At 57.5% G+C, this 19,266-nt stretch carries 15 protein-coding genes, 1 tRNA gene and 1 pseudogene; 8 read left to right on the forward strand and 9 right to left on the reverse strand.

Annotation, left to right across the window (positions count from 1 at the left end; translation table 11 throughout):
• Positions 1-38: 38 nt before the first annotated feature.
• Positions 39-764 carry a MerR family transcriptional regulator gene (locus BM007_RS18850; RefSeq protein ID WP_090420330.1) on the reverse strand — a complete coding sequence of 242 codons (726 nt, stop codon included), beginning with the start codon at positions 762-764 and terminating at the stop codon, positions 39-41.
• 117 nt (positions 765-881) lie between these two features.
• Between BM007_RS18850 and BM007_RS18855 the strand changes: the two genes are divergently transcribed.
• The 3 genes from BM007_RS18855 (at position 882) to BM007_RS18865 (ending at position 3,025) form a co-directional block, all read left to right on the forward strand.
• Positions 882-1,406, forward strand: coding sequence for a lipocalin family protein (locus tag BM007_RS18855; protein WP_090420332.1), 525 nt, complete (start codon positions 882-884; stop codon positions 1,404-1,406).
• Positions 1,407-1,484: 78 nt separating this feature from the next.
• Entirely contained in the window at positions 1,485-2,483 is a 999-nt protein-coding gene (locus tag BM007_RS18860) for a class I SAM-dependent methyltransferase (RefSeq protein WP_090420335.1), read from the forward strand.
• A gap of 101 nt (positions 2,484-2,584) precedes the next feature.
• Entirely contained in the window at positions 2,585-3,025 is a 441-nt protein-coding gene (locus BM007_RS18865) for an acetyltransferase (RefSeq protein WP_090420337.1), read from the forward strand.
• On the opposite strand, the gene rhuM is transcribed toward BM007_RS18865, so the two are convergent.
• Together rhuM and BM007_RS18875 are read right to left on the reverse strand one after the other, a co-directional pair.
• On the reverse strand, positions 3,022-4,050 hold the full coding sequence (gene rhuM, locus BM007_RS18870) for a virulence RhuM family protein (RefSeq protein WP_139210928.1): 1,029 nt from the start codon (positions 4,048-4,050) through the stop codon (positions 3,022-3,024). The genes BM007_RS18865 and rhuM overlap by 4 nt on opposite strands.
• A gap of 58 nt (positions 4,051-4,108) precedes the next feature.
• Positions 4,109-4,449 (reverse strand): annotated as a pseudogene (locus BM007_RS18875) (SymE family type I addiction module toxin).
• Between the two features lie 109 nt (positions 4,450-4,558).
• Between BM007_RS18875 and BM007_RS23455 the strand changes: the two are divergent.
• Complete coding sequence (locus BM007_RS23455) at positions 4,559-4,765, forward strand: hypothetical protein (protein ID WP_090420343.1); 207 nt, start codon at positions 4,559-4,561, stop codon at positions 4,763-4,765.
• Between the two features lie 23 nt (positions 4,766-4,788).
• Entirely contained in the window at positions 4,789-5,601 is an 813-nt protein-coding gene (locus tag BM007_RS18885) for a toll/interleukin-1 receptor domain-containing protein (RefSeq protein ID WP_090420346.1), read from the forward strand.
• A gap of 3 nt (positions 5,602-5,604) precedes the next feature.
• On the opposite strand, the gene BM007_RS18890 is transcribed toward BM007_RS18885, so the two are convergent.
• A tRNA-Sec gene (locus tag BM007_RS18890) sits at positions 5,605-5,699 on the reverse strand.
• Positions 5,700-5,987: 288 nt separating this feature from the next.
• On the opposite strand from BM007_RS18890, the gene BM007_RS18895 reads away from it, so the two are divergent.
• Both BM007_RS18895 and yicI read left to right on the forward strand, forming a co-directional pair.
• Complete coding sequence (locus BM007_RS18895) at positions 5,988-7,379, forward strand: glycoside-pentoside-hexuronide family transporter (RefSeq protein WP_090420348.1); 1,392 nt, start codon at positions 5,988-5,990, stop codon at positions 7,377-7,379.
• Between the two features lie 12 nt (positions 7,380-7,391).
• Positions 7,392-9,710 (forward strand): alpha-xylosidase, encoded by a 2,319-nt coding sequence (gene yicI, locus BM007_RS18900; protein ID WP_090420351.1) that lies wholly within the window; start codon positions 7,392-7,394, stop codon positions 9,708-9,710.
• A 14-nt stretch (positions 9,711-9,724) separates the two neighbouring features.
• Here the strand turns inward: yicI and BM007_RS18905 are convergent, their stop codons facing one another.
• A complete protein-coding gene (locus tag BM007_RS18905) occupies positions 9,725-11,428 on the reverse strand; it encodes an AsmA family protein (protein ID WP_090420354.1) in 1,704 nt (567 codons plus the stop codon).
• A 119-nt stretch (positions 11,429-11,547) separates the two neighbouring features.
• Positions 11,548-12,939, reverse strand: a complete 1,392-nt coding sequence (xanP, locus tag BM007_RS18910; RefSeq protein WP_014881972.1) for a xanthine/proton symporter XanP — start codon at positions 12,937-12,939, stop codon at positions 11,548-11,550.
• 226 nt (positions 12,940-13,165) lie between these two features.
• Here xanP and gltS point away from each other — a divergent pair, with 226 nt between their 5' ends.
• Positions 13,166-14,368, forward strand: a complete 1,203-nt coding sequence (gene gltS, locus BM007_RS18915) for a sodium/glutamate symporter (protein ID WP_032650701.1) — start codon at positions 13,166-13,168, stop codon at positions 14,366-14,368.
• Between the two features lie 2 nt (positions 14,369-14,370).
• On the opposite strand, the gene recG is transcribed toward gltS, so the two are convergent.
• From recG to spoT, 3 genes are read right to left on the reverse strand one after another with little or no spacing between them, the layout of a single operon-like run.
• Complete coding sequence (gene recG / locus BM007_RS18920; protein WP_048992796.1) at positions 14,371-16,452, reverse strand: ATP-dependent DNA helicase RecG; 2,082 nt, start codon at positions 16,450-16,452, stop codon at positions 14,371-14,373.
• A gap of 3 nt (positions 16,453-16,455) precedes the next feature.
• Positions 16,456-17,145 (reverse strand): tRNA (guanosine(18)-2'-O)-methyltransferase TrmH, encoded by a 690-nt coding sequence (gene trmH, locus BM007_RS18925; protein WP_024906644.1) that lies wholly within the window; start codon positions 17,143-17,145, stop codon positions 16,456-16,458.
• 4 nt (positions 17,146-17,149) lie between these two features.
• Complete coding sequence (spoT, locus tag BM007_RS18930; protein ID WP_024906643.1) at positions 17,150-19,264, reverse strand: bifunctional GTP diphosphokinase/guanosine-3',5'-bis pyrophosphate 3'-pyrophosphohydrolase; 2,115 nt, start codon at positions 19,262-19,264, stop codon at positions 17,150-17,152.
• Positions 19,265-19,266: the final 2 nt, after the last annotated feature.

Consider the following 19,266-nt stretch of genomic DNA (forward strand, 5'->3'; position numbering starts at 1 on the left):
ATTCAACTTTTCGTGAAGATTCCCGCAGGAGAAAATGATTAGAGGATAATCACTTCAAGCGATACCTGCTGCTGCCACTGCTCCAGCTGCTTTTTCCGCCCGGCGGTGAGTTTGCCGCTGGTGACCAGCAGCCATTTACGCTCCGGGAAAATTTCCGGTGCCAGCGCGTCAGGCGGAACCGGCAGGATGTCGATCCTGTGGCCCTGTCCGGTGCGCGTTAAGGCTTCGAGCCAGATCTCGCAGGCGTCGTTGAGGTGCCAGCCGCTGAGCAGAATATTATCGCCCGGCGCTTTTTTATCGCCTTCGAGGCAAAACGAGGTGTAGGCGATGATGATGCCGTCGAGGATCGCGCGCAGGGTCATGGCGGCGGCGACGTTGGCCGAAACCTGGCTGCGCAGCGGGCGCAGCACGTTCGCGACCAGCTCCGGCCTTGGGTACTCGCGTCCGGCGTCGTAAATCATCTGGCGCAGGGATTCGACTTTGCCGTCCTGCAGGCGTTGCAGCATGTTCTGCTGCAGGGTTTGCCAGTTGTTGGTCCGGCCCGGCGTCGGGCGTTCCAGCAGCGGTTTGACCTGGCCAATCGGAACACCTTTTTTTACCCAGTCGAGGATTTTGAGCGCCTGCTGGACGTCCTCATCGCTGTACTGGCGATGGCCGCCTTCCGTGCGCTGTGGCTTGAGTAAACCATAGCGACGCTGCCACGCCCGCAGGGTGGTGGCGGTGATGCCGCTGAGTCGGGCGAATTCGCCGATGGAGTAAGCCATGTCCGTGTCCAGAGTGGAGGAATACTCTCAATATACTACGAATTTTCCCGAACGGGATGAAGCGCCGAAACGGTGCACTACACTTAACGTCCAACCGTGCAAATGAAAGGAATTCTCATGAAGCTATGGCCTGTCGTGACCGGTGTTGCCATTGCGCTGACGCTGGTCGCCTGTAAATCCCCCACGCCGCCGAAGGGCGTGCAGCCTATTTCCGGTTTTGACGCCAGCCGCTATCTCGGCAAATGGTATGAGGTCGCCCGTCTGGAAAACCGCTTTGAACGCGGGCTGGAGCAGGTAACCGCCACCTACGGCAAGCGCAGCGACGGCGGCATCAGCGTGCTCAACCGGGGTTACGATCCGGTGAAGAACAAATGGAATGAGAGCGAGGGGAAAGCGTACTTTACCGGTGAACCGACCACGGCCGCGCTGAAGGTCTCCTTCTTCGGCCCGTTCTACGGCGGGTATAACGTAATCAGGCTGGACGATAAGTACCAGTACGCGCTGGTCAGCGGCCCGAACCGCGATTACCTGTGGATTTTGTCGCGCACGCCGACCATCCCGGATGCGGTGAAGCAGGATTACCTGAACACCGCGCGCAGCCTGGGCTTCCGTGTTGACGAGCTGGTGTGGGTGAAGCAATAAAAATCGTGCTTTCTTCCTGGGGCATTACTGGCTCGCCTGGATAGACTTCCGTTAAAAGCCTAACGGAGGGAAGTCGACATGAACTGGCAGCCTTTTCGCGGCGATGCGCCGGAAAATATGACGATTTTCAGCGCGTCATTTCCCGACGTCAGCGACCAGTGGCCGATGAAAGACGATGCTGCCCGCGAGATCGCCTCCCTTGACCGCGCCCTGAAAGCCGAGCCAGCGCTCCGGCCGCCGAGGGTGGAATACGACGAGGGCGGGCAGGCCGTGCTTGTCCCGCAGAACCGCTATTCCGAACAGGCCTTCCGCAACCGCCCGGCGCTCACCGCGTGGCGCACCCGGCTGGTGCCCTCCGCGCTGGCGCTGTTTGTGGTGCAAAACCCGCTGGAAGATCGCCTGCCCGACGGCACTAAAATGGACAGCGACAGCCGCCAGTGGTTTATCCACGCTAACGATGCGGTTGGCGTGCGTTCCCGCGCCAGGGTGCTGGCCGCGCTGGTGGATAAGTACATTCACAATGAGAGCGAGAACAACTGGGTCAGCCTCGCGAGCGGTGCCGCCATTCCGGTGCTGGAGGCGCTGCGTGAAGCAAAGCTCGACGGCCAGCAGGTCTATCTCACGCTGGTGGACAAAGACCCGGTGGCGCTCAGCTGGGCCGAAACCATGGCGGCGCAGGAAGGCATTGTGGTGGGTGAACAGCTGACGCTGCTCAGGCGCAACCTGCTCCATACGCTGGTGCGTAACGAGGACCTGCTGCTGGAGCTGGGCGAGCATCAGGCCGAACTGGTCGATGCGCTGGGGATCTTCGAATACTTCAACGATACCGATGCGGTGACTTTCCTCCAGCGCGCGCTGCGGCTGGTCAAGCCCGGCGGGGCGGTGATTGTGTCGAACATGCTCACCAGTAGCCCGCACATTGACTTTGTGCTGCGTGGTATCGGCTGGGAGGATATTCACACGAGGACGCTGCAGCAGCTGCAGGATATCCACCTCGCGGCGGGCGTGCCGGTGGAAAAGGTCACCGTGGTGGTGCCGAAGGACGGGGTGTACGCGGTGATGGAGATTAGGGTTTAGCACAATCGGTTCCCTCTCCCTGAGGGAGAGGGCCAGGGTGAGGGGGAACAGACCGCAAAGCGTGGCTTGAAATAGTTCGGTTTTCCAATCATGATCCCCCCATGAAAATAGAAACCGCACTCCCCTCACACTTTGAACGTCTGGTCGCGATCTGGGAATCCTCCGTCCGCGCAACCCATCACTTTTTACAGGAAAGCGATATCGCGGCGCTGCGTCCGTTATTGCTCAACGCGTATCTGCCAAACCTCACCGTCGTGATGGCCCGCGATGATGCAGGCATTATTCACGGCTTTTTAGGCGTGGATGAAAACCGCATTGAAATGCTGTTTGTTGACGATGCGAGTCGCGGGAAGGGCGTTGGGAAATTGCTGCTGAACCACGCCATCGCAGCGTTCGGCGCGAACGAAGTGGACGTGAATGAGCAGAACCCGCAGGGCGTCGCGTTTTATCGCCATATGGGGTTTGAGCAGGTCGGGCGCTCGGAACTGGACGGGCAGGGGAATCCGTTTCCGTTGTTGCATATGCGGTTGAATCGGGATTAGCGCTTAGCCTGCTTATCCCATTTTAATAAGCCGATGATATCTTTCTCACCTTCGGCTTCTTTCAGCAGGCGCTGCTTTTTTTCAAACTCAATGTATTCTGAGCACGCCTTTTCATCAGCCGCTTTCTTGCTGATTTTGCCTGCCCTTTCTAAAACGTCCCGGTCGTTAAATTGCAGGAACTGATCGAGTTTGGTTTGCCAGTCTCGTAAAAATACCTGCTTGCGGCGTTTGGCCTGATCTTCGGCAAAATCGAGCCACATATTAACGACACGATTTAATTCGCTCACCTCATCCTGAGACAGATAATTTTTTGCAGTGGTGACATCGCTTTTACGGACTTCTTCGCCTTTATAGCTGGTCAGCCCCATATGCGGTTGAGTGGCATCCGCACGTTGATGAATCAACTCAGCAGCGGTAAGACCCGTGCAGGCGAAATGCAGTTTATTCTGGATGGTCTGGAAGAATTGCGTGGTTTCTTTGAGTGATGGCTGATAATCAGCGGCTAGCGCAAAAATCTCCCTCACGCGGAGATAGACCCGGCGTTCGCTGGCCCGTATATCGCGAATGCGTTCCAGCATTTCATCGAAATAGTCAGGTACAGCGGATGATCCGACAGGTGGATTTTTCAGGCGCTCGTCGTCCATAACGAAGCCTTTAACCAGATATTCCTGCAGCGTTTGGGTGGCCCACTGGCGGAACTGTGTGCCTCGTGTTGAGCGGACGCGATAGCCGATAGCGAGAATGACGGGCAGGCTAAAATATTGAACGTTATATACTTTACCATCGCTGGCAGTTGTTCGGTAAAACCGAACAACTGAATTTTCGACCAGCTCACCCTCATCAAAAATATTCTTGATATGCCCGCTGATCGTGGCTTTGGCTTTGCCGTATAACTCACAGATCGTAGCCTGCGAGAGCCACAAAGTATCACTTTCGAAGCGGCATTCAATGCGAACTTTTCCATCCTTGCTGGCAAACATGACGAACTCACCAGCTGGTGAATTTATTAATTCTTCATATGTCATGCTGCCTCCGCGTCATAAGGTTGATGCCTGTAAGCCCGTAGTATGCCAGAAACAGCCGCTAAGCCAGGTGGTTTGTATTTGATTTTGCGAGGCGCTTTCCAGCATGCGGAATTTGGATCGCCGCAAGCGCGTCCTCTATCTCAATGAGCTTTGCCTTCGTCCGTTTATAATCGTCCTGCAAACGCTGCTCCTGCTCGTTATACGCCACCAGAACGAAGCACCCTTTCATGACCTTTACCGTGACCTGTTGTCCGGTATCAAAACCTGCTGTGCGCAGCCACTTGCCGGAAGGATGATTTTCGGCGTGGATTTGTCGAAAACATTCGGGTGGTATCCCACAATTAATGAACGCTCGGTTCCGGATTGGTCGGTGTCTGGGGTAGAATGCGAATCAGCCATAATCAACTCCTTGATAGTTGGTGAGGTTAGACGCTCTGGCTGTGTTCCCGCACATCGGAGCGTTGCAAATACAGGAGGTTTAGGTGGCCTCCTATGTGTGCCAGAGTAGATGGATAGGTGGCTTCATGTTAATCATATCGCGCGAAAAAAACCAAAGGGCGGCGGGCAGTCTCCGCAGTTTAAAATGCGTATTGATCCGGCATTGAAGGAGCAGTTGGACGCTGTGGCGGCTGAGGAAGGGATGAGTCTCGCCAGTTGGTTGAAGGAACTGGCGAGGGAGGCTTTGCGATTAAGGAATATTGAACCTAAGGGTTAATATTGAGAATATAGGATTCAGCTATGCCTAAAGAAATGGATCGATATGGTGCCGTTAAAGTAGTCTCTGGGAAATTTAAAGGGCGTATTGGTTATTACGATGATGATGATTTGATTTTTCCAGAAGCTTTTGAATGGGATGAAAATGATAGTCTGGAAAACAACGAGAATATTACTCCAGTTGCTATTGTCTATTTTGGTAATTTTTTGTTAGCTACAGAGCACTACGCTATCCCTTATGATGATTTAGACTATCCTTCAATGAATGATCTAATGAAAAGGAAAAATGAGCTTACAGAGTTATGCTCACCTTTTAATGTTAAAAAAAGAATTCCATATAAAAAATTAAGTAGTTATTTTTCAGAGTTACATTACGTTGAAACTACTCTTCTAGAAAAAATTGTGGAGCAGCGCTACATGAGTAAACCAAGTGGAGCTAAAGTCTTTATCTCCCATTCGTCATTGGATAAACCATTTGCAAAAATGTTATGCTTGGATCTTGAAGCAAATGGATATATCCCATGGTTGGATGAATGGGATATTAAAGTTGGTGAAAGTATACCTGAACGAGTTTCTAACGGATTAGAGGAAGCTGATTTTGTAATTGTCATCCTTTCTGAAAATGCTATTTCTTCAAAATGGGTTGAGAGAGAATGGCAAAGTAAGTATTGGAATGAGATTGAGCATGATCGTATTCATGTACTTCCTTTACTTTTGAAAGATTGCAAAATACCTGAGTTGTTAAAAACAAAAAAATACGCAGATTTTAGAAATGATTTTAACAGTGGATTAAGGGACTTATTGGCAGCACTAGAAAGTTTGTATAAAAAGGAATGATTTTGGCGGAAGATCACAGGAGTCGAACCTGCCCGGGAACGCTGGCGTCCCCAACTGGATTTGAAGTCCAGCCACCTCACCGGAGATGACGATCTTCCGCGCCTCGATTGCTACATGGAGGCGGGGCGCATTATAGCTACTTTCAGGCATTTACCACATACCCCACACCACTTTTTTCACCTCTCTTTTGACCTGTACCCCCCTGTTTCAGGTAATTCCTAAGAAAATCCTCATGTTAGCCCTTCTGCTTCCCAACATTTACCGCGATCACAAAAAACAAGAAACGTAATCTGCTAATCAGAAAACGCAATACCCGCTCCTGAAACAATGGTTTAAAACTCTGTAACCGGTCTCAGCGCCCCCTACAGCGTGAAGGATAAAAAAAGATGAGCGAAGTATTGTCAGTAAAAGAGAAGATTGGCTACGGCATGGGTGACGCCGCCAGCCACATCATTTTTGATAACGTTATGTTGTACATGATGTTTTTCTACACCGATATTTTCGGCATTCCCGCCGGGTTTGTCGGCACCATGTTCCTGCTGGCGCGCGCGCTGGATGCGATCTCCGACCCGTGCATGGGGCTGATCGCCGACCGCACCCGCAGCCGCTGGGGCAAGTTCCGTCCGTGGATTTTGTTTGGCGCCATCCCGTTCGGTATCGTCTGCGTGCTGGCCTATACCACGCCGGACCTCAGCCTCAACGGCAAAATGGTGTATGCCGCCATTACCTACACCCTGCTGACCCTGCTCTATACCGTGGTCAACATCCCCTACTGCGCGCTGGGCGGCGTGATCACCAATGACCCGACGCAGCGTATCTCCCTGCAGTCCTGGCGCTTTGTGCTGGCGACGGCGGGCGGCATGCTCTCTACGGTGCTGATGATGCCACTGGTGAACCTGATTGGCGGCGACGATAAGGCGTTCGGCTTCCAGGGCGGGATCGCCGTGCTGTCGGTGGTCGCGTTCCTGATGTTGGCGTTCTGCTTCTTTACCACCAAAGAGCGCATCCAGGTGCCGCCGAGCACCACCTCCATGCGGGAAGACCTGCGCGATATCTGGCAAAACGACCAGTGGCGCATCGTCGGCGTGCTGACCATCCTCAACATCCTCGCCGTCTGCGTGCGCGGCGGCGCGATGATGTACTACTGCACCTGGATCATGGGCTCGCCGGAAGTGTTCGTCGCGTTCCTCACCACCTACTGCGTTGGCAACCTGATCGGCTCCGCGCTGGCGAAACCGCTCACCGACTGGAAGTGCAAGGTCAGCATCTTCTGGTGGACCAACGCCGCGCTGGCGGTGGTCAGCGTGGCGATGTTCTTCGTGCCGATGCATGCCACCGTGCTGATGTTCGCCTTTATCTTCGTCATTGGCGTGCTGCACCAGCTGGTGACGCCGATTCAGTGGGTGATGATGTCAGATACCGTCGACTACGGCGAATGGACCAACGGCAAACGCCTGACCGGCATCAGCTTTGCGGGCACGCTGTTCGTGCTGAAGCTCGGTCTGGCGCTGGGCGGGGCGATGATCGGCTGGATGCTGGCAGGCGGAGGCTACGACGCGGCAGCTAAAACCCAGAACAGCGCGACCATCAGCATCATTATCGGCCTGTTTACCCTGGCCCCGGCGGTCTGCTACGTGCTGAGCGCCATTATCGCCAAACGCTACTACACGCTGAAAACCCCCTTCCTGACCAAAATCCTGGGCGAGCTGGCGCAGGGCGCGCGCCGCAATCAGCAGGAGTTTGAAACCCTGCCGGTCAGCAAAGAATTACAGAGCTAAGAGGACGAGAGTATGAAAATCAGTGATGGAAACTGGCTTATTCAACCGGGCCTGAACGTGACGTATCCGGTTCAGGTGTTCGACGTGGAGCAGCAGGGCAATGACCTGGTGGTGTACGTGGCGCCGCGCGACGTGCGCGAACGCACCTGGCAGCTCGACACGTTGATGTTCACGGTGCGCCTGTTTGCCCCGCAGGAAGGGATTGTCGGGGTGCGCATTGAGCATTTCCAGGGCGCGCTGAACAACGGCCCGCACTATCCGCTGAACGTTCTGAAGGACGTGAAGGTAGAGATTGAAAACAACGCCGAGTTTGCCGAGCTGAAAAGCGGCAGCGTCAGCGTGCGCGTCACCAAAGGCGAGTTCTGGGCGCTGGATTTCCTGCGTAACGGCCAGCGCATTACCGGCAGCCAGCTGAAAAACAACGGCTACGTGCAGGATACCAACGCCGACCGCAATTACGTGTTCGAACGTCTGGATCTGGGCGTGGGGGAAACGGTCTACGGCCTCGGCGAGCGCTTTACCGCGCTGGTGCGCAACGGCCAGACGGTCGAAACCTGGAACCGCGACGGCGGCACCAGCACCGAGCAGTCCTACAAAAATATCCCGTTCTACCTGACCAATCGCGGCTACGGCGTGCTGGTGAATCATCCCGAGAACGTCTCGTTTGAAGTCGGCTCCGAGAAGGTCTCCAAAGTGCAGTTCAGCGTGGAAGGGGAATATCTCGAATACTTCGTGATCGACGGCCCGACGCCAAAAGAGGTATTAAACCGCTATACCCGTTTCACCGGGCGTCCGGCGCTGCCGCCTGCCTGGTCGTTCGGCCTGTGGCTCACCACCTCGTTCACCACCAACTACGACGAAGCGACGGTGAACAGCTTTATCGACGGCATGGCCGAGCGCGACCTGCCGCTGCACGTGTTCCACTTCGACTGCTTCTGGATGAAGGCCTTCCAGTGGTGCGATTTCGAGTGGGACCCGGTGACCTTCCCGGATCCGGAAGGCATGATCCGCCGCCTGAAAGAGAAGGGGCTGAAGGTCTGCGTGTGGATTAACCCGTACATCGGCCAGAAATCCCCGATCTTCCAGGAGCTGAAAGCGAAGGGCTACCTGCTCAAGCGCCCGGACGGCACCCTGTGGCAGTGGGACAAATGGCAGCCGGGGCTGGCGATTTATGACTTTACCAACCCGGACGCGTGCCGGTGGTATGCCGACAAGCTGAAAGGCCTGGTGGAGATCGGCGTCGACTGCTTCAAGACCGACTTCGGCGAGCGTATCCCGACGGACGTGCAGTGGTTTGACGGGGCCGATCCGCAGAAGATGCACAACCACTACGCCTACATCTATAACGAGCTGGTGTGGAACGTGCTGAAAGAGACGGTGGGGGAGGAAGAGGCGGTGCTGTTTGCCCGCTCCGCGTCCGTCGGTGCGCAGCAGTTTCCGGTGCACTGGGGCGGCGACTGCTACGCCAACTATGAATCGATGGCCGAGAGCCTGCGCGGCGGGCTGTCGATTGGCCTTTCCGGCTTCGGGTTCTGGAGCCACGATATCGGCGGGTTCGAAAACACCGCCCCGGCGCACGTCTACAAACGCTGGTGCGCGTTCGGGCTGTTCTCCAGCCACAGCCGCCTGCACGGCAGTAAATCCTACCGCGTGCCGTGGGCCTACGATGACGAGTCCTGCGACGTGGTGCGCCACTTCACGCAGCTGAAATGCCAACTAATGCCGTACCTGTACCGTCAGGCGGCGCTGGCCCGTGAGTTCGGCACGCCGATGCTGCGCGCGATGATGCTGGAGTTCCCGGACGATCCGGCATGTGATTACCTCGACCGCCAGTACATGCTGGGGGATGCAATGATGGTGGCACCGGTGTTCTCCGAGGCGGGGGACGTGCAGTTCTACCTGCCGGAAGGCCGCTGGACGCACCTGTGGCACAACGACGAAATTCAGGGTAGCCGCTGGCATAAGCAGCAGCACGATTTCATGAGCCTGCCGGTCTACGTGCGCGACAACACGCTGCTGGCGCTGGGCAATAATAACCAGAAGCCGGACTACGCGTGGCACGAGGGGACAGCCTTTCAGCTGTTTAACCTGGACGATGGCGCAACGGCGGTGAGCGAAGTGCCTGCGGCGGACGGCGCGGTGGCGTTTACGCTGAAGGCATCGCGTCAGGGCGACACCGTGACCCTTACCGGCGCGGGAGACGCGCAAAACTGGTCGGTGTGCTTGCGCAACGTGCAGAAGGTGAATGGCGTGAAAGGCGGCTCACACGCGGGCAGCGAGTGGGGTGTGGTGGTGAAAGCGGAGGGGAATGAGGTGGTGGTTCACCTTTAATTCCCCTCTCCCTTTCAGGGAGAGGGCTGGGGTGAGGGCGGTGTTGAAACTACACCGCCCGCCATCGTCTGCTGCACCTGCTGTTTATCCATATTCACTGCACTCAGCTTGCCGTTCACCGTTGGCTTCAGTGGCGCATTGGCCTGCACGCTGCCGCTGGCGGTGAGCTGAATATTGCCGTCGCCCGCAATCGGCAGCGCAGGCCAGCCCCACTGCTGCAGTACGTTGAGCGGCACGCCGCGCCCGTTCAGGCTCACCGTAGTCTGCCGCTGCGGAAGCTGAGAAACCGTCGCCGTTGCTTCCAGAATACCTTTCTCGGTAAACGCGCTCAGGTCGGTAATGTTCACCGTGGCGGCGTTGGCATTCAGCGCCAGCGACGGACGACGTACGTCGACGCGGTTAAAGGTCGCCGCCGCGCCGTTCAGGGTCGCGCTGCCGCCCCAGACGCCCCACTGGCGATCTTTCACCAGCTGCAGGTTTGCGCCATAGCCATCCAGAGAAGTGATCTGCCACGGGAAGGCAGGATCGATGTCGATCACCAGGTTGCGGCTTAGGCCGAATTTTTGCAGCGTGACGCTGTTCAGCCATTCCGGCAGAGGCGCCATCCACAGCGTTTTCCAGTTCTGCGGCAGGGTGTACTCCAGCCCGGCGATGGCGACATCGTCCAGCACCAGCGCTTTACCGTCGCGCAGCCAGTTGCCGGAGGTGCGCACCATGCCGCCTTCCCAGCGGGAGGTAAACTGACGCAGCGCCATTCCCTGCGGGGAAAACTCCGCATTCAGGATCGGGTCAAACAGATGCAGCGAGCCGTAGATAAACTCGCTGGCGTTCATCGACAGGCGGCCTTCCTGGCTCTGCCAGTCGCCTTTGCTGAGAGTCAGGTTGCGCAGGCTTAAATCGAGATCGGTCACCGCCCAGTCCGGGCCCTGAAGTCGGGCGTCGGTCACGTCCAGACGACCAATCTGCAGAGAGGGGATAGTGGCCAACGGCGCGAAGAACGCGGTCAGCATTTTATCGCTCTGCAGGCGGATTTCGTTCAGGCGCATGGTGTCGATAATCCAGCTCCCGTCGGCGTTGCGCAGGGCGGAGCCGGTGAGTGAGCCGCGGGCCATATCGGCACCAATCGTGTTCAGCACCACCTCCTTGCCGTTAAGCTGGCCCTCGATCAGCACGTTGGTGGCCGGTACGCCGTTCAGAGTCAGCGAGCCTGCGCTCATCTGGATCTGCGCGTGATTACCCAGCACGTTGCCCGCTTCCGGCTGCCATGGGCTGACGCCGCCCGTCACCTTCTGCGCGCTCAGGTCCCATTCGGTATTCGGGCTGTTGAACGCCATGTTGTTCAACTGCAGACGATCGGCCTGGAAAGGCAGCGGCGCGGTCTGTGGGGAGAGATTAAGCGTGCCGTCGAACAGGGTGATGGTGTCCACGTGCAGCGGATCGGTTATCTGGCGGCTACTCAGGCCGATATCCACTTTTTTGGCAACCAGGGTGGCGGGTTTTCCGTCCCGACCGAAGGTGACGTTTTCCAGAATGAGGTGGGAAGGCGACGAAAAGCGGTGATTCATCTTGTCGAAACTGAGTTCGTAATCGGTATTCACCGTCACCCAGCTGCTGACCTGAGACGCGCCCCAGCGGGTCTGGAGCAGAATGTAGAGCGCCAGCATCACAATGAGCAGGGCTACCAGAAGATAGATGAGGAGCTTTCCAATAAATTTCATGGTCTTCCATCCCGCAAAACGCACATAAGGGAGTTATGCACGATTTATGCGCAATCCTCAAGGCGGGAATGGTGTAATTAGATGTCACGGCAGGCATTGACTGCCTGCCGTGAGAGAAATCAATTTTTCTCAGGCGGGAAAACGAGGTTCAACACGATAGCGGTGATACCGCCTGCGGCAATGCCGGAAGAGAGCAGGTTTTTTACCCAGTCAGGTGCAAACTGCAGGATCAGCGGCTGCTGGGAAACGCCCAGACCGACGGCCAGTGACAGGGCGATAATCATGATCGCGCGGCGGTTCAGTGGCTCGCGGGAGACGATACGCACGCCGGAGGCCGCGATCGTCCCGAACATCACCAGCGTTGCGCCGCCCAGCACCGGCTCAGGGATGTGCTGCACAAAGCCGCTCACCGCCGGGAACAGGCCGAGGACGATCAGCATCAGCGCCACCACGAAGCCAACGTAGCGGCTGGCCACGCCGGTCAGCTGGATCACGCCGTTGTTCTGACCGAAGCAGGAGTTCGGGAAGGTGTTGAATACCGCAGAGACAAACGAGTTCAGGCCGTTCGCCAGCACGCCGCCTTTCAGGCGCTTCATGTACAGCGGGCCGGACACCGGCTGCTCGGAGACGTCGGAGGTGGCGGTGATATCACCGATGGTCTCCAGAGAGGTGATCATAAAGACCAGCATCAGCGGCAGGAGCAGACCCCAGTCAATGCCCAGACCGTAGTACAGCGGCGTAGGAACGGTGATCAGTGCGCTGTTGGTCGGCGCGGTGTTCTCCGGCAGCATGCCCAGCGCCCACGCCAGCAGGTAACCCGCCGCCATGGCGATCACCAGCGAGGCCACGCGCAGGTAAGGGTTACGCTGACGGTTAAGCAGAATAATGATCGCCAGCACGACGCCTGCCAGCAGCAGGTTTTTCGGCGCGCCGAAGGTGTGGTCGCTCATTGCGGCATAGCCGCCGCCGATGGAGGTAAGACCCACCTGAATCAGCGACAGGCCGATAATCATCACGACGACGCCGGAAACCAGCGGGGTGATAACGCGGCGAGCCAGATGCAGAACGCGGGAGATCACCATCTCCGTACAGCTGGCCAGCATCAGCGTGCCGAACAGCGCCGCCATCATGGTCGGGACATCTGCACCGCCGGTTTTCAGGGCCGTACCGCCCATGATCAGGGGCGCCACGAAGTTAAAGCTGGTGCCCTGAATCGATAATAATCCCGACCCCACCGGACCCCACGCTTTAATTTGAATAATCGAGGCCACGCCGGAGGCAAAAAGAGACATGCTGATAATGTGCTGCGTGTCCTGCGCCGGTAAACCGAGCGCCTGGCAAATCAGCAGCGCCGGGGTGATCACCGCAACAAACATCGCCAGAAGATGCTGGCAGGCGGCGAACAGCGTTTGCGGCAGCGGCGGGCGGTCTTCAAGGCGGTAAATCAGTTCGCTATTTTGCTTCTGCGCAATCGGTTGCGCATCAGGCGACTCTATGGTGTTAACGGACATCGGCGGCAATCCCACGGTGGAAAAGCGGGCATTTTATCTGACCACCTGGTAAAAGCAAACGATTGCCAGCAAAAAAAGGGAAGAAAATCTGCCGCTGTGAGCAGGTTTTCTACAACGCATCGGGAAAAAAAATTACACTTTTTCGCGCCGGGAGCTCATGAAGAGCGCAAACCGGCCCAGGATAACGCCGCGTGTGTATGGAACACGCGCAAAACAGGAGCCTTCTATGATTCATCTCGATACGTTGTCGACACTTGTTGCCGCAACGCTGGTCTTACTGCTTGGCCGTAAGCTGGTACATAGCGTTTCCCTTCTGAAGAAATACACCATTCCTGAACCTGTCGCCGGTGGTCTGCTGGTGGCGCTGGCCCTGCTGATACTGAAAAAAAGCATGGGCTGGGAAATCGATTTTGATATGTCCCTGAAGGACCCGCTGATGCTTGCCTTCTTTGCCACCATCGGCCTGAACGCCAATCTGGCGAGCCTGCGGGCGGGCGGTAAAGTGCTCGGCGTATTCCTGATTGTGGTGGTGGGGCTGCTGCTGATGCAAAACGCTATCGGCATCGGGATGGCGACGCTGCTGGGACTGGATCCGCTGATGGGGCTGCTGGCGGGGTCAATTACCCTTTCGGGCGGCCACGGTACCGGGGCCGCATGGAGCAAGCTGTTCATCGAGCGCTACGGGTTTGAAAACGCGACAGAGGTGGCGATGGCCTGCGCGACCTTTGGGCTGGTGCTGGGTGGCCTGATTGGCGGCCCGGTGGCGCGCTATCTGGTGAAGCACTCCACCACACCGGACGGCAGGCCGGACGATGAGCTGGTGCCGACCGCGTTTGAAAAGCCGGACGTCGGGCGCAGCATTACCTCGCTGGTGCTGATTGAAACCATCGCGATGATCGCCATCTGCCTGACCGTGGGCAAAGTGGTTGCGCAATGGCTGGCGGGCTCAGCGTTTGAACTGCCGACGTTTGTCTGCGTGCTGTTTATCGGGGTGATCCTGAGCAACGGCCTGGCGCTGATGGGCTTCTACCGCGTGTTTGAACGGGCGGTGTCGGTGCTCGGCAACGTCTGCCTGTCGCTGTTCCTGGCGATGGCGCTGATGAGCCTCAAGCTGTGGGAGCTGGCCTCGCTGGCGCTGCCGATGGTGGCGATTCTGGCGGTGCAGGCCCTGTTTATGGCGCTGTACGCCATGTTCGTGACCTGGCGCATGATGGGCAAAAACTACGATGCGGCGGTGCTGGCGGCGGGTCACTGCGGGTTTGGTCTGGGGGCTACCCCAACGGCTATCGCCAACATGCAGGCGATCACCGAACGCTTCGGGCCTTCGCACATGGCGTTTCTGGTGGTCCCAATGGTCGGGGCGTTCTTTATTGATATTGTCAACGCGCTGGTGATTAAGCTGTACCTGATGCTGCCGATGTTTGCCTGAAATCAGGCGTTGGAATAGCGTTCGGTTTCCGGCATCCAGCGCTCAATTAACGCTGCCGCCTGCTCGGGGTAGCGTTCATGAATGTGGCGGGCGAGGCGCTGAACCTCGGGGATCATGGCCTGATCGCGCAGCAAATCCGCCACTTTGAATTCCGCGTTCCCCGTCTGACGCGTGCCCAGCAGTTCGCCCGGGCCGCGGATCTCCAGGTCTTTTTGCGCAATCACAAAACCGTCGTTGCTGTCGCGCAGCACCTGCAACCGCATCTGGGCTGTTTTTGAGAGCGGGGCTTTGTAGAGCAGGACGCAGTGGGACGCTACCGCGCCACGGCCAACGCGCCCGCGCAGCTGGTGGAGTTGGGCAAGGCCCAGGCGCTCCGGGTTTTCGATAATCATCAGGCTGGAGTTCGGGACGTCCACGCCCACTTCAATGACCGTCGTGGCGACCAGCAAATGCAGCTCGCCCTGCTTAAACGACTGCATCACCGCCTGTTTTTCGGCAGGCTTCATGCGTCCATGAACCAGGCCCACGTTCAGCTCCGGCAGTGCCAGCTTAAGCTCTTCCCACGTGGCTTCGGCAGCCTGCGCTTCCAGCAGTTCCGACTCTTCAATCAGCGTACAGACCCAGTAGGCCTGACGCCCTTCATGGGTGCAGGCGTTGCGCACGCGGTCGATGATATCGCTGCGGCGCGTGTCAGGAATGGCGACCGTTGTGACCGGCGTACGGCCCGGCGGTAGTTCGTCGATGGTGGAGGTATCCAGATCGGCGTAGGCCGTCATCGCCAGGGTGCGCGGGATCGGCGTAGCGGTCATGATTAGCTGATGCGGGTGGAAGCCCTGCTGCAGGCCTTTCTCCCATAATGCCAGACGCTGGTGCACGCCGAAGCGATGCTGCTCGTCGATAATCACCAGCGCAAGGCCGTTAAACTGCACCTGCTCCTGGAAGATGGCGTGCGTGCCGACAATCATCTGCACCTGCCCGCTGGCAATAGCCTCCTGTTGCGCAAGGCGCGCTTTGCCTTTTTGCTTCCCGGCAAGCCAGCCCACTTCAATCCCCAGCGGCGCAAACCAGGCGCGGAAATTATTGGCGTGCTGCTCGGCCAGCAGCTCGGTCGGCGCCATGAGCGCCACCTGTTTACCGTGGGCGATCGCGCGCAGGGCCGCCAGGGCGGCGACCAGCGTTTTACCGGACCCCACGTCGCCCTGCACCAGGCGCATCATCGGCACGTCGAGCGCCATATCGCGTTCGATTTCGGCGGTGACGCGCGCCTGTGCGCCGGTGGGTTTAAACGGCAGGGAGGCCAGCAGCTTATCTTTGAGCTCATCATTCTGACTTAAGGGCTGGGCGTGGAAACGCTGCGCGCCCGCGCGAAGCGCCAGCATGCTCAGGTTATGGGCCAGTAATTCCTCAAGGATAAGACGCCGTTGGGCGGGGTGTTTGCCGCTTTCTAAGTCGCTGAGCTGCAGCGTTGGCGGCGGGCGGTGCAGGGTGCGCAGCGCCTCGGGCAGGCTCATCATGCCCTGCGCCAGCTCGGGCGGCAGCAGCTCGGTAATGGCGCAGGTATCCAGCAGCTCCAGCGCCTGATCGGTGAGCTTACGCAGCGTCGCCTGCTTGATGCCTTCCGTCGTCGGGTAAACCGGGGTGAGCGTCTCCTGCAGCTCCGGCGTGCTGAGATCGCCCTGCACGCGGTACTCCGGGTGGATCATCTCTGCGCCGTATTTCCCGCGTTTGGCTTCGCCATAGGCCAGCACCCTGCGGCCCGTCGCCAGGCTGTTTTTCATCGCCGCGCTGAAGTTGAAAAAACGCATGGTGAGAATGCCGGTGCCGTCGCTGATCTGGCAGGTCATCATCCGGCGCCCGCCGAAGGTGATGTTGCAGTTCAGGACTTCGCCTTCAACGGTGGCGTAAATGGCAGGAAGGAGATCGCCAATCTTATAGAGCTGGGTGCGGTCTTCGTAACGCAGGGGGAGGTGAAGCAGGAGATCCTGAATGGTGTGCAGGCCAATTTTTGCCAGCTTATTGCTTTGCGCCGCGCCCACGCCCGTCAGGCTGTTAAGCGGGATGGCATCCAGCAGGCGGCCTTTCATCGCTTACCCGGCGTACTGCATGGTGGCCCACCACTCGGCATCGGCTTCAATTTCGCCCTGCGCGTTGACGTGGGGGTAAGGCAATTTTTTCTGCTTCGCAACGCGAGCCAGCACCGGATAGCCACCTTCAAACAGCAGGCGCTGCTGTTCCTCTTCCGGCAGCATGCTGTTGCTGCGCTCGTACATCCCGGCGTTCTGACGCTGGCGCTGCGCTTCATACAGAATGAGCGCGGACGCCACGGAGACGTTAAGAGACTGGACCATGCCGATCATCGGAATGATGATGTCCCGATCCGCCAGATCCAGCGCTTCCTGGGTGATCCCGGTTTTCTCCTGACCCATCAAAATGCAGGTCGGGCGGGTGTAGTCGATCTCGCGGAAATCTACGGCTTTAGCGGACAGGTTAGTGGCCAGGATCTGCATCCCGCGCCCTTTCAGGTGCGATACGGCTTCGCCAATGGTGTGATGATTTTTAACAGACACCCAGCTGTTGCTGCCTGCCGCCGCCGAGACCGTATTGCGCATACGGCCATCCGGCCAGACGGCGTGCACTTCATGCACACCGACGGCATCTGCGGTACGAACGATAGCAGAGACGTTATGAGGTTTATGCACCTGCTCCATGCAGACCGTCAGGTCAGGCTGACGCCTGGCGAGCATTTCGCAGATACGTGCATAACGTTGTGAATTCATAAACCTAGTTTCGGTTTCGGGTGACTTTAATCACGTCCGGCATGACGCGGATCTTGCGCATAATATTCGCCAGATGCACGCGGTCGCGAGCGGTCAGACGAATAAAGGCGCTATACACGCGGCCATCTTTCTCTTCCGTATTCAGGCTCTGAATGTTGGACGAAGCCGTGTTGATCGCTGCCGTCAGATTCGCCAGGGCACCCTGGTGGTTGAACATATCCACCTTAATTTCGGTGATAAATTCCTGCGCGGTCTCTTTATCCCACTCGACCGCCATAAACTTCTCGGCTTCTTTCTGATAGCCGCGAATGTTACGACAGGATTCGTGGTGGATAACCAGCCCTTTGCCCGGGCTGACGTGCGCAATAATCGGATCGCCAGGAATTGGACGACAGCATTTTGCGAAGGTGATCAGCACGCCGTCCGCGCCTTTAATCGGCAGGTGTCCGTGGCTTTGCGTGGTTGCCGGCACCGCTGTCGTGTCGCCTTGCTGCAGATTCTTCGCCACCACCACGCTCATGGCGTTGCCGAGGCCAATCTCTGCCAGCAAGTCGTCAAGCGACGTAAGCTTCATGCGCTCCAGCTCACGTTGGACGTTCTCCTGCGGAATTTCAGCCAGCTTACGGCTGCCGCCCAACGCGTGGTTGAGCAGACGACGCCCCAGGCTGACGGAATCATCACGCTTGAGGTTTTTCAGCAACTGACGAATTTTGGCGCGTGCTTTGGAGCTCACGACAAAGTTCAGCCAGGCCGCGTTAGGACGTGCACCCGGCGCGGTAATAATTTCTACCGTCTGGCCGCTGGAGAGCGGCTGAGACAGTGGATAAGGTTGTCTGTCGACGCGCGCGCCGACGCAGGCATGCCCGATATCGGTATGCACGGCGTAAGCGAAGTCGACTGGCGTTGCGCCCGCAGGCAGTTCGACAATGCGACCTTCTGGGGTGAAAACGTAAATCTCATCCGGGAAGAGATCGGATTTAACGCTCTCGATAAATTCAAACGAGCTGCCCGCACTCTGCTGAAGCTCCAGCAGGCTCTGCATCCAGCGCTGGGCGCGGATTTGTGCGGTCGTGCTGCTTTCGCCACCGTGCTCTTTATACGCCCAGTGTGCGGCAACCCCCATCTCTGCCATCTGGTCCATGTCTTCGGTGCGGATCTGCACCTCAACAGGCACACCGTGCGGACCAATCATCGAGGTGTGCAAAGATTGATAGCCGTTCGCTTTTGGAATGGCGATGTAATCTTTCATGCGACCCGGACGCGGTTTGTAGAGGCTGTGCATCTGCCCCAGCACGCGATAACAGGTGTCCGAGTCATGGACAATGACGCGGAAGGCGTAGATATCCATGATCGAGTGAAAACGCTGCTCTTTGAGCACCATTTTGCAGTAGATGGAGTACAGGTGTTTCTCGCGACCGCTGACGCGGCACGGGATCCCCGCTTCCTGTAAGCGCCCTTCGATTTCAGAGAGGATCTTTTGAATCATCTCTTTACGGTTACCGCGTGCGGCTTTCACCACCTCTTTAATCACGCGATAGCGGTTCGGGTACAACGCTTCAAAACCCAGCTCTTCCAGCTCGGTTTTAATGTGATGAATACCTAAACGGTGCGCCAGCGGACTGTAGATTTCGAGGGTTTCACGGGCAATGCGGCGACGTTTATCCGGGCGAAGTGAGCCCAGCGTGCGCATGTTGTGGGTACGGTCAGCGAGTTTGATGAGAATGACGCGGATATCCTGCACCATCGCCATAATCATCTTGCGGAAGTTTTCGGCCTGCGCCTCTTTCTTGTCGCGGAAATTCAGCTTATCAAGCTTAGAGACCCCTTCCACCAGTTCGGCAACGCTTTTGCCAAACAGCTGTTCCATGTCCTGGTAAGTGGCAGGGGTATCTTCGATCACGTCGTGCAGCAGAGCGGCCATGAGCGTTTCGTAGTCGAGTTTCATCTCGGCCAGAATACAGGCCACCGCTACCGGGTGCGTGATATAGGGTTCACCGCTTGAACGTGTCTGGCCCTCGTGAGCGTCACGTGCAACGAGATACGCCTGCTGAAGACGCTTAATCTGGTCTTCAGGCAGGTAGGTTTGAATCAGTTGATTCAGGCTTTCAAACAGATACAAGG

The sequence above is a fragment of the Enterobacter sp. NFIX59 genome, assembly GCF_900113755.1.
In the GTDB taxonomy this organism is placed as follows: Bacteria; Pseudomonadota; Gammaproteobacteria; order Enterobacterales; family Enterobacteriaceae; genus Enterobacter; species Enterobacter pseudoroggenkampii.